The 13,999-nt window shown below is 63.9% G+C and carries 12 protein-coding genes and 1 tRNA gene; 8 read left to right on the top strand and 5 right to left on the bottom strand.

The annotated features are described in order from the left end of the window. Positions 1-41: 41 nt before the first annotated feature. Positions 42-3,098: an AAA family ATPase gene (locus tag C7G41_RS06325; RefSeq protein ID WP_106941755.1), complete on the bottom strand. Its 3,057-nt coding sequence runs from the start codon at positions 3,096-3,098 to the stop codon at positions 42-44. Between the two features lie 285 nt (positions 3,099-3,383). Between C7G41_RS06325 and C7G41_RS06320 the strand changes: the two genes are divergently transcribed. Further along, positions 3,384-3,878 carry a hypothetical protein gene (locus C7G41_RS06320; RefSeq protein WP_106941754.1) on the top strand — a complete coding sequence of 165 codons (495 nt, stop codon included), beginning with the start codon at positions 3,384-3,386 and terminating at the stop codon, positions 3,876-3,878. A 172-nt stretch (positions 3,879-4,050) separates the two neighbouring features. After that, complete coding sequence (locus C7G41_RS06315; protein ID WP_106941753.1) at positions 4,051-5,088, top strand: thermonuclease family protein; 1,038 nt, start codon at positions 4,051-4,053, stop codon at positions 5,086-5,088. Between the two features lie 72 nt (positions 5,089-5,160). Here the strand turns inward: C7G41_RS06315 and C7G41_RS06310 are convergent, their stop codons facing one another. Continuing rightward, on the bottom strand, positions 5,161-5,913 hold the full coding sequence (locus C7G41_RS06310) for an SDR family NAD(P)-dependent oxidoreductase (RefSeq protein ID WP_106942175.1): 753 nt from the start codon (positions 5,911-5,913) through the stop codon (positions 5,161-5,163). Positions 5,914-6,008: 95 nt separating this feature from the next. Here C7G41_RS06310 and C7G41_RS06305 point away from each other — a divergent pair, with 95 nt between their 5' ends. Beyond that, positions 6,009-6,320, top strand: coding sequence for a helix-turn-helix transcriptional regulator (locus tag C7G41_RS06305; protein ID WP_106941752.1), 312 nt, complete (start codon positions 6,009-6,011; stop codon positions 6,318-6,320). Between the two features lie 117 nt (positions 6,321-6,437). Here C7G41_RS06305 and C7G41_RS06300 read toward each other — a convergent pair. Next, positions 6,438-6,514 (bottom strand) — tRNA-Met (locus tag C7G41_RS06300). A 312-nt stretch (positions 6,515-6,826) separates the two neighbouring features. Between C7G41_RS06300 and C7G41_RS06295 the strand changes: the two genes are divergently transcribed. After that, the gene (locus tag C7G41_RS06295) at positions 6,827-8,284 is read left to right on the top strand and encodes a coniferyl aldehyde dehydrogenase (protein WP_199198219.1); all 1,458 of its coding nucleotides are present in this window, start codon (positions 6,827-6,829) and stop codon (positions 8,282-8,284) included. 97 nt (positions 8,285-8,381) lie between these two features. Next, positions 8,382-9,974 (top strand): GMC family oxidoreductase, encoded by a 1,593-nt coding sequence (locus C7G41_RS06290; protein ID WP_199198218.1) that lies wholly within the window; start codon positions 8,382-8,384, stop codon positions 9,972-9,974. A 158-nt stretch (positions 9,975-10,132) separates the two neighbouring features. Here the strand turns inward: C7G41_RS06290 and C7G41_RS06285 are convergent, their stop codons facing one another. Beyond that, a complete protein-coding gene (locus C7G41_RS06285) occupies positions 10,133-10,894 on the bottom strand; it encodes an SDR family NAD(P)-dependent oxidoreductase (protein ID WP_106941749.1) in 762 nt (253 codons plus the stop codon). Positions 10,895-11,021: 127 nt separating this feature from the next. On the opposite strand from C7G41_RS06285, the gene C7G41_RS06280 reads away from it, so the two are divergent. From C7G41_RS06280 to C7G41_RS06270, 3 genes are all read left to right on the top strand, one after another. Next, positions 11,022-11,534 carry a CvpA family protein gene (locus C7G41_RS06280; RefSeq protein ID WP_106941748.1) on the top strand — a complete coding sequence of 171 codons (513 nt, stop codon included), beginning with the start codon at positions 11,022-11,024 and terminating at the stop codon, positions 11,532-11,534. 202 nt (positions 11,535-11,736) lie between these two features. Beyond that, positions 11,737-12,519, top strand: coding sequence for an SDR family oxidoreductase (locus C7G41_RS06275; RefSeq protein WP_027570121.1), 783 nt, complete (start codon positions 11,737-11,739; stop codon positions 12,517-12,519). Continuing rightward, complete coding sequence (locus C7G41_RS06270; protein ID WP_106941747.1) at positions 12,516-13,505, top strand: NADPH:quinone reductase; 990 nt, start codon at positions 12,516-12,518, stop codon at positions 13,503-13,505. The genes C7G41_RS06275 and C7G41_RS06270 overlap by 4 nt, the downstream gene beginning before the upstream one ends. Before the next feature lie 12 nt (positions 13,506-13,517). On the opposite strand, the gene C7G41_RS06265 is transcribed toward C7G41_RS06270, so the two are convergent. Then, positions 13,518-13,994 carry a DUF3775 domain-containing protein gene (locus C7G41_RS06265; protein ID WP_106941746.1) on the bottom strand — a complete coding sequence of 159 codons (477 nt, stop codon included), beginning with the start codon at positions 13,992-13,994 and terminating at the stop codon, positions 13,518-13,520. Positions 13,995-13,999: the final 5 nt, after the last annotated feature.

Here is a 13,999-nt window from a genome sequence, read left to right as displayed (position 1 = left end):
GGCAGATTTCGGCCGCGATGGCAGCCGGGCCGCCGCTGCCGTCAGCTGAGCTCGTCACCCGTCGCCTGGATCTCGTTGAGCATCGCCTCGGCCTTGTGCTGCAGCGGCAGCGCGCCGCTTTCGGCGGCGATCGCGATGGTCGCGCGCAAGGCGCCAAGGATGGCCGCCTTGGCCTCCGGACCCGACGGCGGCGTCACCATGGCTTCGCCGAACAGAGCCTCCGCCTCCAGGCCCGAGAACCCCTGTTGCCGCGCGGTGTTGCGCGCCTCGCGCAGCATGTTCTGCGCGGCCTGGACGTCGCCGAGGCGGTGGGTGGCGAGCGCCAGGTAGATCGAGCTGCGCAGCACCGCCGAGGTATAGCCGACCGCCTTCGCCTCCTCGCGCGCCTCCGTCAGCATGCCGCGCGCGCGGTCGAACAGCCCCTGCTCCAGATAGGCCATGCCGAGATGGCAGGCGAGCACCGGCACGAACAGCCGGATGCCGTGCTTCTGCGCCAGGACAAAACCGTCCTCAAGAATGGCCGCGGCCGCCGCCGGCTCGCCGCGGCCGAGCTTCAGCCAGCCGCCGCTATAGGCCGCGGCGACATGGTCGTAGGGGCGACCCGTTTCCTCCGCGATCGCTGCGGCTTGCTGCTGGAGCTGCTCGGCGGCATCGAACTCACCCATCACGGTGTGGGTGAAGCTTTTCATCATGCAGCAGAGCAGGAGGGTGTATTTCGGGGGCGTGCCGAACGGCGCACTCGCGTCCGGGCCCATCAGATGGGCACGGGCTCGTGCGATAGTCCGCTCCGCCTCACGATAGCGCCCGGCAAGAAAATAGGCCTGCCCGAGATTGTATTGCGCAAGGTTGCGCCAACCGGGATTGCCGGACTCTTCGGCGAGACCAACGACCTCCTCGCCAAGAGTAACGGCCTCCGCAGGCGTCCCATAGAAGTTCTGCCCACCCGCCATGACCGTCTTGGCGGCAACCCTTCTGCCGACATCATTGATCTCGCTGGCCCGCTGGTCAGCTTCCTTTCCCAGATCGACCCACTCGGCAACCCGACCGGACCAGATGAACGCCATGCGCGCCTCCATCCGGAGATCAATGGCATTCGTCTCCCTCGAACTGGTTATTGGCGTCTTGTCGAGTGAACTCATCGCTGTCCGGAAGTAGTCGACCGCGTCGGCATATGCCGAGCGCAAAAGACACTTCTGCGCGGCGCTTCTCCCGTAGTTGAACGCCTTGGGCCAGTCCTTCGCACGCATTGCGTGGTAGCAGAGGGCGTCAGGATCATCTCTCAATATGTCGTCGTTCTCGAATGCCGCGAGAACCCGCGCATGCACGCTCTCGCGGACCTTTTCGACCATCGATTCGTAGGTCACCTGGCGAACCATCTCGTGTCGAAACTCAAGCGAGTCCGCGATGTCGCTATCGATCCTGACCAGCAGCTCGGCCCGATCGAGCGCTGCAAGGCAATCCCGGAGGGCATCTTCGGGCAACTCTGAGACTCTCCGCACGACGGCTTCACTCGATCGCGGCCCCAATGCGGCAGCAACCTGCAAAACCAGGCGCTCCTGCCTCGACACCCGATCGAGTCGCGCCGCAATCACGCCTTGGATACTTGTGGGAATACCTAGCTCTTCTATCGGACGCACCAGGGCCAGATCACCCCACTGGCCGCGAAGTGTGCCGTTATCCTTCAGACCACGGCAGACCTCCTCGATGAACAGCGGAACGTTGGCCGTGTGAGAGATGATCCGGTTCTTCAAGCCTGCATTTGTCACGGACGTGCCGAGCATGTCAGCCAACATGGCCATTCCGGATTCATCATCCAGTGACCGCATCGCGATCACTTCTGCATGACAACGCGCGATCCATTCCGGCATTCCGTTCGGCCTGCTCGTGAGGAAAACAAACAGATTCGGCACCTGTAGCGACGCTATGGCGGCAATGACCGTGTCGCTGGCTCGATCAACCCAGTGCAGATCCTCGATGAGAAGAACGGTGCCGCTGTGACGGGCCACGCCTTCCAGGATTGCGCAGCTTGCCTCCGAAATCGCCCGCCCCCGCGCGTAGGGCTCCAATTCGCTCCAACGCGGATCGGAAATGGGCAAATCCAGCACCGCGTCGATTGCAAACTGATGGACCGCCGACAATTCCTTTCGAGGGTCTGCCAGGCGATCCGAGTCCCTGGAGACTGCCTCCAGGAGGGAAAGCACCAGTCGTTTCAGGGTGCTAAATGGCGCGCCTTGAAGATTTGGGCTGCATTCGACGTCGAGCAACCGCCAGCCGTCAGCCCTGAGGCCCTGCGCAAATTCATGCGCAAGCCGCGACTTTCCAATGCCCGCATCCCCCATCAGCAGAACCGTCTGCCCGCTGGTGACAACCTTCTCCGCAGCGCGCCATAGCAGCGCCCGCTCCGTCGTCCGGTCGACAAACCGGGAGACGCTACGAGCGCGACGCACCCGCCAGCTCGAAAGATCGCTCGCTCCAATGATCCGATAGACCGGCAGAGCTTCGTTGAAGCCGCGCAGAGTCTTGCGGCCAAGAAAATCAAAGCGGACATGTCCGTCCGCAAGCTTCTGGCAGGCTTCGGACACGTAGATCTGGTTCGCCTCGGCTGCCGTCTCCAGCCGCGCGGCCAGATGCTGGGCGGCGCCGCCGATCTCGTAGACCTTGGAAAATTCACTGGCGACCATGTAGGCCACCACATGACCCGAGTGGAGGCCGACCCGGACCTGAAGTCCTGGATCGCCCAGACTGCCAACGCGCCGGACCAGCTCGATGGCCGCGTGGCAGGCCAGGGGGGCGTGGTTGTCGTCGGCGATCGGGGCGCCGAAGACGGCAGCCAACCCGTCACCCAACTCCTTGCTGACGATGCCGCCGAACTGGCGCACCGCGCCTCTCATCGCCGCAAGAGCCGGTTCGAGGCGCGATACCGCCGCCTCCGGCTCCAGCTCGGCAACAAGACCCGTGGAGTCGACGACATCGGCGCGCAGAATGGTCACAAACCTTCGTTCGCTGTCGGGATCGACGCGCTGGCGGACCGCCGCCCCGCATTTGGAGCACCAGCTGTCGTCCGGACCGATCGCAGACTGACACGTGAAGCAATTCATTCCTGCGCCTCAAAGGCCGCGGTCATTCTGTCGACCAGAACCGCAAGCACCTCTCGATAAGAATACCTGTCGAAAGCCTCTTAGCAATCGCGCTCGCTCCCTCACCGTTAGCGGGGCACGGTGCAGTTGGCGATCTGGACGAAACACAGTCCTGAGTGGTAGCGTAAGCAAATCCCAACAAAGATGGGGCACATATTCGAGGGCGCGAGGATTGGCCAAGCTGACCGGCGTCGCTGGAGTTGTACGTATTTTCGCGAAGCCAAGAACATATTGAGGGAAAAGGCGATGGGCTCAAGAACTTATACCGGGGCTTCATTCAAAGATTTGATGAACGACAACTATTTCCCGCTGGAAAACATGCAGCGGAGCGTGGACATCCTCAAGGCGTCCCCGGACATCCACCTGCCGACCCTGGAATACGGGCAGTATCACCTGATCCTGACGCCGGCGGACAAATGGCCGGATGGGAGCGCGGCATACTGGCACAAGGAAAAGGGCCGGGCTCGCGTCGATCTTAGCACCCAACCCAACACGATCCCATTGTCCAAAGACGAGCCGGGCGTCATCCCTTTGACGCGATGCGATCTGCTCGATGCCTGCGTGCGGAAATGCTTCAACTCCGAGCCGCCGATCCCGATGAAGACGAAGATCATCACGCACAAGGCGAACGACGCCTATGCGCACCGGCATGAGATTCGGCTGGAGTGGGAATATCGCGATGGCGAGGATAAGGCCCCGACGCTGCTCTATCTGACGATGGTCTGCCCGCACAGGGACTGATCTTCGGAGCCATTCTGCTTCCTCCAGAAAGATCATCTTCGCCCGCGCGCTACGAGCGCGCGGGTTAGAGCATCCGGCGTGTCCGTGACACGTCGCGCCTGTCCCATCTTCCGTCATGGGCTTGTCGTACGAAAATGATTCGCTGCCTCCTGAACCATGACAGGAGCGGCCGATGCCCATTGGACTGCTGGAGGTCGAAGGCACCATCGAGGTCAAGCAGTTCTGGCCGGAGGGGCGGTCGGATGCCGACACCACCAAGGTCGTGGTGGCCGTCGCGCCCGACGCGATCCGCTTTCGCAAGAACGACAGCTCGGCGTTCCAGCCGACCCATGTCTTCGACAACGCCAAGGTCAAGGGCCGAACCAACACGGCACCGATCAAGAACGGCAAGCTCACTATCCGCCTCCAGGGCATCGACGCGCCGGAGCTGCACTACCAGCCCTCGCCGCTCTCGACCGCGGAGAAGAAGGGGCTGACCGACGCCAAGCGGCAGGCCTATCACGAGGTCACCCATTCCTACCGGCAATTCCTCGGCGCCACCGCGAGCAAGGCCCTGCATGATTTCCTCAGCAGCGCCGGCGAAGCGACGCTCGCCTGCCGGGTCTTCACCCATGTCGATGCGCCGAACGAGGTGTTCGACACCTATGGGCGCCTGGTCGGCGACATCGAGGTGACGGTCAGCGGCCACAAGGTCGACATCAACCACTGGCTGGTCGAGCAGGGCTTTGCCTATCCGACGTTCTACTCCTCGATGAACGACGACGAGATCAAGGCTTTCCTCGCGCCGGCCAAGACCGCGCGAACGAGGAAGCTGCCGGTCTGGAAGCACCTCGCCAGGACGATTCCCGCCTTCGACTTCGACCTGCGCGAACCCAAGACAAACGAGACCGACGTGCTCGCGACCGACAAGGGCCCGGTGATCATGCCAAAGCTCTACCGCCGCTACGCCAATTGGTCGGCGCGCAAGAAGGCAAAAGTGACGAGCCAGAATTTCCAGAAGTTCTTGGGCGAAGGCTCCGGTGGCAAGCCCGACACCTGCTACGAGATCGACGACTTCCTGGAGAACGGCGTGCACTCGGCGACACCGCGCAATTTTGCGGAGTTCGTCGAGGGCGGAAAGACGATCAAGTTTCAGCCGGAGGGACTGGTGTTCGGCGAGGCACCGTCGATGCTGGTCGGGGCGGACGGGAAGGCGATTACGGGGTTTTGAGAGGCGCGCGATAAAGATGGCCCGCACGGCGCGGGCCATCTCCTCATCGAAACCCTTAAGCTTTGCGCTCCGTCAGCGCAGGCCGCCTGTCACATGCAGCGTCTCGCCCGTGACGTACGACGCGTCGTCCGAAGCGAAGAAGGCCACCGCGGCAGCGATCTCCTCGACCTTGCCGATGCGGCCGAGCGGGGTGGTGGATTCGATCCAGTTGCGCATGTCACCTTCGTGCAGGCCGGCCGAGACGACGCCTTCGGTCGCGATCATGCCCGGGTTGACGGCGTTGACGCGGATCTTGCGCGGCGCCAGCTCCTTCGCCAGGACGGCGGAGATTGCATCCACCGATGCCTTGGTCGCGGTGTAGACGGCTGTGTTCGCCGGCGCGATGGTCGATACGCCGGAGCTGATGTTGATGATGCTTCCGCCATTGGCGTTGAAGTGCTTCGACGCTTCGCCCGAGACCAGCAGCAGGCCAAGCACATTGAGGTCGAATTGCCTATGGAAATGCTCGGGCGTGATGGCCTCGAGCGGGGCGAATTCGTAAATGCCCGCGTTGTTGACGAGGATATCGATCGCGCCGAACGCCTTTACGGTCTCTGCGACCACGCTTGTCACGTCCTTGGCGTCGGCCAGATTGCCGTGGACCGCGACGGCTTTGCCACCCTTGGCGACGATGGCGGCGACCACGCGGTCGGCGGCCTGCTTGCTGGAGCTGTAGTTGACGGCAACCGCCGCGCCTTCGGCCGCGAGCCGCGCGGCGATTTCGGCGCCGATGCCTTTGGAAGCGCCGGTCACGAGCGCAACTTTTCCTTCGAGTCTCTTGGTCATCACATATTCTCCACCGTCCGGCACGACGCCGATATTCAATAGTTCAATACTAGTGAACTATTGAATGAGTTCAAGGGAGGTGCTATATTTTGTTCATGGTGCAGTTCGTTCACCCACCGCGGAGCGAGATTTCACTGGCTGGGGTGCTGGGAGCGCTCGCGGACCCTATGCGGCTGCGGATCGTCAAAAGCCTGGCCGCACAGAGCGATTGCATGTCGTGCACCGAGGCGGCGCCTTGCCCCGACATGGCGAAGTCGACCCTGTCGAACCATTTTCGTATCCTGCGCGAGGCCGGCCTGATCCGGACCTCCAAGCAAGGCGTCCAGCACCGCAATGTCCTGCGCGAGGAGGACATCAATGCGCGGTTTCCGAAGCTGCTGAAAATGATCCTGAGCTATCCAGAGTGAGGCGTTCCCCCACTCTTGCGCAAGGTGCGGCCGACGTTTCCACCGCACCACGCCCAAAACAAAAATGGCCCGCATGAAGCGGGCCATTTTCGGATCGGGACCGGTAAGGTCCGAACTTGGTTGCGGGGATAGGATTTGAACCTATGACCTTCAGGTTATGAGCCTGACGAGCTACCGGGCTGCTCCACCCCGCGTTAACCGTTGCTTTGCCCTCGTGAAAGTGCCGGGGACGGTGAATGAAGGGCCGGCGCTGTTCGCGTGGCTTGCTTCGTCCGTCCCGAAGGCTTCCTTGGAAGGCAACCCCGGGCAAAGCCCGTTGGGTGCGGGCGGTATGTACCAACCCGGGCTGCCTTTGGAAAGGGCTGCGGGGACGTTTTTTTCGAACTTTATGACAGCGCGGTGGACGAATTTGCGGCCCGTTTGGCCCGCCCTTGCCAGAAGTTCCACAAGGGGCCAGCTTGCGGCCACAAAACCAGGCGGAAACGCCACTTCAAGGGGAGAACGCCATGGACCTCGGCTTGGATCGCCCCTTGGATCGCCCCCCGCCGAGCGCCCCGCTTCGGGGCCTCGAAGACGCCTGCCATGCCATGGTCGCGCGGTCGCGGGCCGAGCCGGCGCCTGGCCTCGCCGAGCGGCTCGACCGGCTGGCGCGGCTGCGCACTGTCGTCGCGGACAACGAGGAGCGCTTCCGGCAGGCGATCTCGGCCGATTTCGGCCACCGCTGCGCGGTCGAGACCACCATCGCCGAGACCATGATGGTGTTCTCCGAGATCCGTCATGCCACCAAGCACCTCAAGAGCTGGATGGCGCCGCAGCGCGTTTCGACGGCGCTGCAATTCCTGCCCGCGCGCAATCGGCTGATGCCGCAGCCGCTCGGCGTCGTCGGCATCATCGCGCCCTGGAATTATCCGCTGCAGCTGACGCTCGCGCCCGCGATCGGCGCGCTCGCCGCCGGCAACCGCGTCATCATCAAGCCGAGCGAACACGTCGCCCACTTCTCCGCGCTGCTGAAGGAGACGGTCGCGCAAAAATTCGATCCTGCGGAGCTGCTCGTCACCGGCGTCGAGGACGAGATCGCAAAAGCCTTCGCAAGCTTGCCGTTCGATCATCTGGTGTTCACCGGCTCGACGCGAGTGGGGCGGCTGGTGGCGGAGGCCGCGGGGCGTAACCTCACGCCCGTCACGCTCGAGCTCGGCGGCAAGTCGCCTGTTATCATCGACGCCTCGGCCGACCTCGAAGAGGCCGCCGGGCGCATCGCCTACGGCAAGCTGCTCAATGCCGGGCAGACCTGCATCGCGCCGGACTATGTGCTGGTGCCCGAGCGCTCGTTGCAGGCCTTCGCCGAAAAAATGCGGGCGCAGATGCGGCGCATGTTCGGCACCGACCCCGCCAACAAGGACTACACCTCCGTGATCTCCGACGGGCATTATGCGCGGCTGGAAAATCTCGTCGCGGACGCGGCACGTCGCGGCGCAAAGATCCTGCAGCCGGCGAAGGCGGACGATCCCAACTGGAAGGCACACCGCAAATTCCCGCCGACGCTGATCGTGGGCGCGACCGCAGACATGGCGGTCATGCAGGAGGAGATTTTTGGACCGGTACTCCCCGTGCTCGGCTATCGCGAACCGGCCGACGCCATCGCCTTCGTCAACGCCCGCGACCGGCCGCTGGCGCTGTACTGGTTCGGCAAGGACCGCATTGCGCGCGACGAGGTGCTGGCGCGCACCGTCTCCGGCGGCGTCACCATCAACGACTGCCTGTTCCACTTCGCGCAAATCAACCAGCCGATGGGCGGCGTCGGCGCATCCGGCACCGGCGCCTATCACGGCGAATGGGGCTTTCGCACGTTCAGCAAGCTGAAGCCGGTGTTCTATCGCTCGAAATTCAACCGCCTCGCCGACCTCTATCCGCCCTATGGCGGCAAGATCGCGCGGCTGGAGAAGATGATGCGGTTCATGTCGTAGGGGTGGTCGTTCCGGGGCGCGAAGCGAACCCGGAACCTCGAGATTCCGGGTTCATGCTCCGCATCGCCCCGGAATGACGATAACGGGAGAAACATCAGTGACTGACACATTCGATTTCGTCGTCGTCGGCGCGGGCTCCGGCGGCTGCGCGGTTGCGGGGCGGCTGTCGGAGGACGCGGGGACATCCGTGGCGCTGCTCGATGCCGGCGGTCGGAACGACAATTGGCGGATCACCACGCCGTTCGGACTCGCTTTGCCATACAAGGCAGCGAACTGGGCCTTCGATACCGTGCCGCAGAAGGGATTGAACGGCCGTATCGGCTATCAACCGCGCGGCAAGGGGCTCGGCGGCTCCTCGGCGATCAATGCCATGGTCTACATCCGCGGCAACAAATGGGACTACGACCACTGGGCCTCGCTCGGCAATGCCGGCTGGTCGTACACGGACGTGCTGCCCTATTTCAAGCGCTCGGAGAACAACACCGATTTCGACGGCGCGTATCATGGCAAGGGCGGCCCGCTGCATGTCAACAGGCTGCGCTCGGACAATCCGATCCATGATGTCTTCCATCAGGCCGCGCGCGAGGCGCAGTTCCGCATCCGCGAGGACTTCAACGAAGACGACCACGAAGGGCTCGGCAGCTACCAGGTGACGCAGCATCATGGCGAGCGCTGGAGCGCAGCACGCGCCTATCTGCATCCCTACATGGACAAGCGCGCCAATCTGCGTGTCGAGACCCAGGCGCATGCCACGCGCATCCTGTTCGAAAGCGGGCGCGCGGTCGGCATCGAATATGTCCAGGGCAAGCAGACAAGGCAGCTGCGCGCCCGCCGCGAGGTGGTCCTCGCCTCCGGCGCCTTCCAGTCACCGCAATTGCTGATGCTGTCGGGCATCGGCGATAGCGAGGCGCTTGCCGCGCACGGGATCGGCGTCGTGCATCACCTGCCGGGCGTCGGGCGCAATCTGCAGGATCATCCGGATTTCGTGTTCGTCTACGCCTCCGACTATCCGCACTTCGTCCACTCGTCGCTCGGTCGGCTGCCATCCCTGCTTCGCGCCATCCAGCGATACCGCCGGGAGCGGCGCGGCCTGATGACCACCAATTTCGCCGAGTGTGGCGGCTTCCTGAAGACCCGAGCCGATCTCGACGTGCCGGACATCCAGCTGCACTTCGTCATCGCGATGCTCGACGATCATGGTCGCAAGAAGCACAAGGAGGCGGGCTTCTCATGCCATGTCTGCCTGTTGCGACCGAAGAGCCGCGGCAGCGTCTGGCTGAAAAGCGCCGATCCGCTGGCAGCGCCGATGATCGATCCGAATTTCTTGGGCGAGGCGGAGGATCTCGAGACGATGGTCGCGGGCTTCAAGACCACGCGGCGACTGATGGAGACGCCTGCGCTGCGCGCGCTGCAGAAGAAGGACATGTTCACGTCCAAGGTGAGAACGGACGACGACATCCGCGCCATCCTGCGCGCGCGTGTCGACACCGTCTATCACCCCGTCGGCACCTGCAAGATGGGCACCGACGCGATGGCCGTGGTCGATCCGGCGTTGAAGGTGCACGGCATGGAAGGCCTGCGCGTCGTCGACGCCTCGATCATGCCGACACTGATCGGCGGCAACACCAATGCGCCGACCATCATGATCGGGGAGAAGGCGGCGGATATGATCAGGGGTGAGATGCGGTAGCGTGAAGCTGCTGCGTCATTCTCCACTGTCGTCCCGGCGAAGGCCGGGACCCATAACCACCGAGTTTGGTTTGGCGAAGATAGGTCGTGACCAGTTCGCGCTAATAACTCCCACTCGGCGCATGGGTCCCGGACACCGCCGGGACGACAGCGGTGTGCTCAATTCAACAAGAACCCGCCGTCCACCGTCACCACGCTGCCCGTCATGTACCGCGAGGCCTTCGAGGCCAGCAGCAGGATCGCGCCGTCGAGATCGGACTCGGCGCCGATGCGGCGCTGCGGGATGCGCTTGGTCAGGCGCTCGCCTGGCGGCGTCGACCAGAACGCATGGTTCATTTCGGTGTCGATATAGCCGGGTGCCAGCGCGTTGATGCGGATGTTCTGCCCCGCGAGCTCCAGCGCCATCGCCTTGGTCGCCTGGATGATGCCGGCCTTGGAGATCGCGTAAGGCGACAGCGCCTTCAGCACGCCGGTGCCGAGCACGGAGGCGATGTTGACGATGTTGCCTTCCTGCTTGCGCCCGATCATGCGACGCGCGATCTCGGTCGCCAAGAAATAGGCGCCCTTGAGATTGGCGCCGATCACCGCGTCCCAATCGGCCTCGGTCTGCTCGGTCGCGAGCTTCTCGATTGCGATACCGGCATTGTTGATCAGGACCGTGACCGGGCCGAGCGCGGCTTCCGCTTCATCGACGGCCCTGGCGATCGATGCGGTGTCGGTGACGTCGAGCGCGACGGCGGCGGCGCGGCCGCCCTTGCCGCGGATCTCGTCTTCCAGGCTCTTCAGCTTGTCGGTCTGCCGCGCCGCGAGCGCGACGGCCGCGCCATGCGCCGCCAACACCCGGGCAAATTGCCGCCCCAGCCCCTGGCTCGCACCCGTGACGAGGATGGTTTCCTGACTGACGTCGAATAGGTCTGACATGACGCTTTCCTTGACGCTTTCCTTGGGGCGATCCCTGAGCTTTGGGCCATCAATACAGACGATTTTAACGATCTGAAACCGGAATGATCGGTTCTGCGTTCACTCGTTCCATGGCAGGCTCCCGCGCATGAACAGTTTCGATCTCGCCGTCTATGCGGCGTTCGCCATCGCGATCGGCTTCGGTTTCAGGACCGGCCTGCTCGGCAGCGCCATGACGATCCTGGCCTATCTCCTCGCCGCTCCCATCGCGGTCGCGCTGATGCCGCTGATCGTGCCGCAGGTCGCGGGCAATCCGAATGCGCCAATACTGCAGAACTGGATCTGGTTCTTCGGCATCTTCGTGGTGGTCGGCATGCTGTTTGGATATCTCGGCCGGCTGGCGCTGAGCGATACGATACGGCAGGCCGGCATCGGCGATCGGCTCGGCGGCGCAGCCCTCGGCGCCATCAGGGTCGGCCTCGTCGCCACGACGCTGGTGCTGGTGTTCGACCAGATCGTGCCCGCCAACCGCCAGCCGCCGTTTCTCGCCGGCTCGCACCTGCGGCCGCTGTTCTCGATGGTGGGCCAGATGGGCTTCAAGTCGCTCCCGCCGGAGGCGGCCTCCGCGATCGACCGCCTCAAGCAGGAGCGGCGCATCTAGCTCATTGTCCGGACATGATCTTTCCGGAAAACCTCTGCACACTTTTCGCTAACGGGCCCTTCGGGTCCGGATCATGCCCGCACATTTGCATCGCCGCGCAAGCCTGCATGCATTTTGATGCGAGCCCGTCCCTTATCAGCGGCGCCAAGGTTGGCTAGAGTGGCGGCTCTAAAAACCTGCCTGACATTACGGGAGTGAAACAGTGGATCTTGGGATCAAAGGCCGCCGCGCCATCGTCTGCGCATCCAGCAAAGGCCTCGGACGCGCCTGCGCCATCTCGCTGGCCGAGGCCGGCGTTCACGTCACGCTGACCGCGCGCGGCGCCGAGGCCCTGAAGAAGACGGCCGACGACATCCGCAAGGCCTATCCTGATGTGACTGTTACCGAGATCGTCGGCGACATCACGACGCCGGCGGGCCGCGAGGCGGTGCTGAAGGCCTGCCCCGAGCCCGATATCCTGATCAACAATGCCGGCGGCCCGCCGCCCGGCGATTTCCGCAACTGGACCCGCGACGACTGGATCAAGGCGATCGACGCCAACATGCTGACCCCGATCGAGCTGATCAAATCGACCGTGGACGGCATGATGGCGCGCAAGTTCGGCCGCATCGTCAACATCACCTCGGCCGCGGTGAAGGCGCCGATCGACATCCTCGGTCTCTCCAACGGCGCCCGCGCCGGCCTCACCGGCTTCATCGCCGGCCTGTCGCGCAAGACCGTGATCAACAACGTCACCATCAACGGCTTGTTGCCGGGCCCGTTCGAGACCGACCGCCTGCGCAGCACCGCGAAGGGGGAATCCGAGAAGCGCGGCATCACGCCGGACCAGGTTCTGGCCGAGCGCGCCAAGCTCAACCCCGCGGGCCGCTTCGGCGACCCCGACGAGTTCGGCTATGCCTGCGCCTTCCTGTGCGGCAGCAGGGCCGGCTTCATCACCGGTCAGAACCTTCTGCTCGATGGTGGCGCTTTCCCGGGAACCCTGTGAGGGCAGTCTGGTACGAGGACACAGGACCGGCGGCGGACGTGCTCACCTATGGTGAGATGACGACGCCGGTCGCCGGCCCAGGCGAAGTTCGTATTCGCCTGGAAGCCTCCGGCGTCAACCCGGCCGATGTCGGCCGGCGCGGCGGCAGCTATCGCGCGAAGGAATTTTCGCGTGTCATTCCGAACAGCGATGGCGCGGGCTTTATCGACCAGATCGGCGATGGCGCGACGCGGTTCAAGATCGGCGACAGGGTCTGGCTGTTCAATGGCCAGCGCAACGGCCGCGCCTTTGGCACCGCGGCCGAATATATCGCGCTTGCCGAGCATCTGGTGACGCCGTTGCCGGACAATCTCTCTTTTGCGGAAGGCGCGACGCTGGGCATTCCCGCCATGACGGCGTGGTGCTCCCTGTTTGCGGACGGACCGGTCGTGGGCAAGACCGTGCTGGTCACCGGCGGCGCTGGTGCGGTCGGACATTACGCCGTGCAACTCGCGAAATGGGGCGGCGCGCAGGTGATCGCGACCGTCAGCTCGGCGATGAAAGGCGAGCAGGCGCGACAGGCTGGTGCCGATCTCGTGGTCAATTACAGGGACGAAGACGTCGTTGCCAAGGCGATGGCCTTCACCGGTGGACGCGGGGTCGACCAATTGGTCGATGTCGATTTCGGTGGCAACATCGCGACGACCCTGAAGTTGATGGCCATGAATTCGACAATCGCGGTCTACGCGACGAACGGCAACCGCACGCCGAACGTGCCGATGCGTGAGCTGATGGAGAAGTGCATCACGCTCCGCTCGCTCGTCTTGTTCGCGCTGCCGCCGGCGCAGCTTGCGGCGGCGCAGGCCGACATCTCGAAATGGCTGGCGGCGGGGCCGCGAATCCACAACGTCGCGGCGAAGTTCGCGCTGTCGGAAACGGCGCAGGCCCATGTCGCCGTCGAGAAAGGCGACAAGCTCGGCACGGTGGTCGTCGACTGCGCGCGCTAGTATCGGCCAGGATCACCGCTGCTTGGTGATCTCGTCTTCATCCCGCTGGCTGGGAGAGGATGAATCGGCCACGAGGCCTCCCTCGGTCCAGTCGACGCCGAATTCATCGAGCCCGTCGGCGAGCAGATCGCCCAGCATCGGCTCACCGAGCAGATAATGCGCCGTCTCGCGCCGGGGACTGCGATACTCGGCACGGGCCTCGACGGCGCGTGCGCGCAAATCGTCCCAATCGTCGATCGTGCCGTCGCCGCGGCCGAGCCAGGTCAGCGTAACGAGATCGATCTGCTCGTCCTCGTTCATGGCCACGATGAAACTTCCGAGTTCGTTGACGACCGGATCGGTGCCGTCATCCTCGAGGACGTCGACCGCGTCGTCATCCGTCGCGTTCGAGCCGGAATCCGGATCGGAATCCGCCTGCTTGACGTCGAATTCACGCGCCTTTTCGATGATGAAGGCGACCTTCTCCGCGGAGATTGCGAGCTCTGGCATGGCTG

Origin of the sequence: Bradyrhizobium sp. MOS002, from assembly GCF_003020115.1 — a bacterium.
Classification (GTDB): Bacteria; Pseudomonadota; Alphaproteobacteria; order Rhizobiales; family Xanthobacteraceae; genus Bradyrhizobium.
Note: the sequence above shows the minus strand (reverse complement) of the source record. Positions and strands in the feature narration are given on the sequence as shown.

Excerpts from the sequence above, each read along its gene's own strand:
- C7G41_RS06295 (WP_199198219.1), top strand. The coding sequence starts at position 6,827 with ATGGACCTCGGCTTGGATCGCCCCTTGGATCGCCCCCCGCCGAGCGCC.
- C7G41_RS06310 (WP_106942175.1), bottom strand. The coding sequence starts at position 5,913 with ATGACCAAGAGACTCGAAGGAAAAGTTGCGCTCGTGACCGGCGCTTCC.
- C7G41_RS06280 (WP_106941748.1), top strand. The coding sequence starts at position 11,022 with ATGAACAGTTTCGATCTCGCCGTCTATGCGGCGTTCGCCATCGCGATC.
- C7G41_RS06315 (WP_106941753.1), top strand. The coding sequence starts at position 4,051 with ATGCCCATTGGACTGCTGGAGGTCGAAGGCACCATCGAGGTCAAGCAG.
- C7G41_RS06320 (WP_106941754.1), top strand. The coding sequence starts at position 3,384 with ATGGGCTCAAGAACTTATACCGGGGCTTCATTCAAAGATTTGATGAAC.
- C7G41_RS06305 (WP_106941752.1), top strand. The coding sequence starts at position 6,009 with ATGGTGCAGTTCGTTCACCCACCGCGGAGCGAGATTTCACTGGCTGGG.
- C7G41_RS06265 (WP_106941746.1), bottom strand. The coding sequence starts at position 13,994 with ATGCCAGAGCTCGCAATCTCCGCGGAGAAGGTCGCCTTCATCATCGAA.
- C7G41_RS06325 (WP_106941755.1), bottom strand. The coding sequence starts at position 3,098 with ATGAATTGCTTCACGTGTCAGTCTGCGATCGGTCCGGACGACAGCTGG.
- C7G41_RS06285 (WP_106941749.1), bottom strand. The coding sequence starts at position 10,894 with ATGTCAGACCTATTCGACGTCAGTCAGGAAACCATCCTCGTCACGGGT.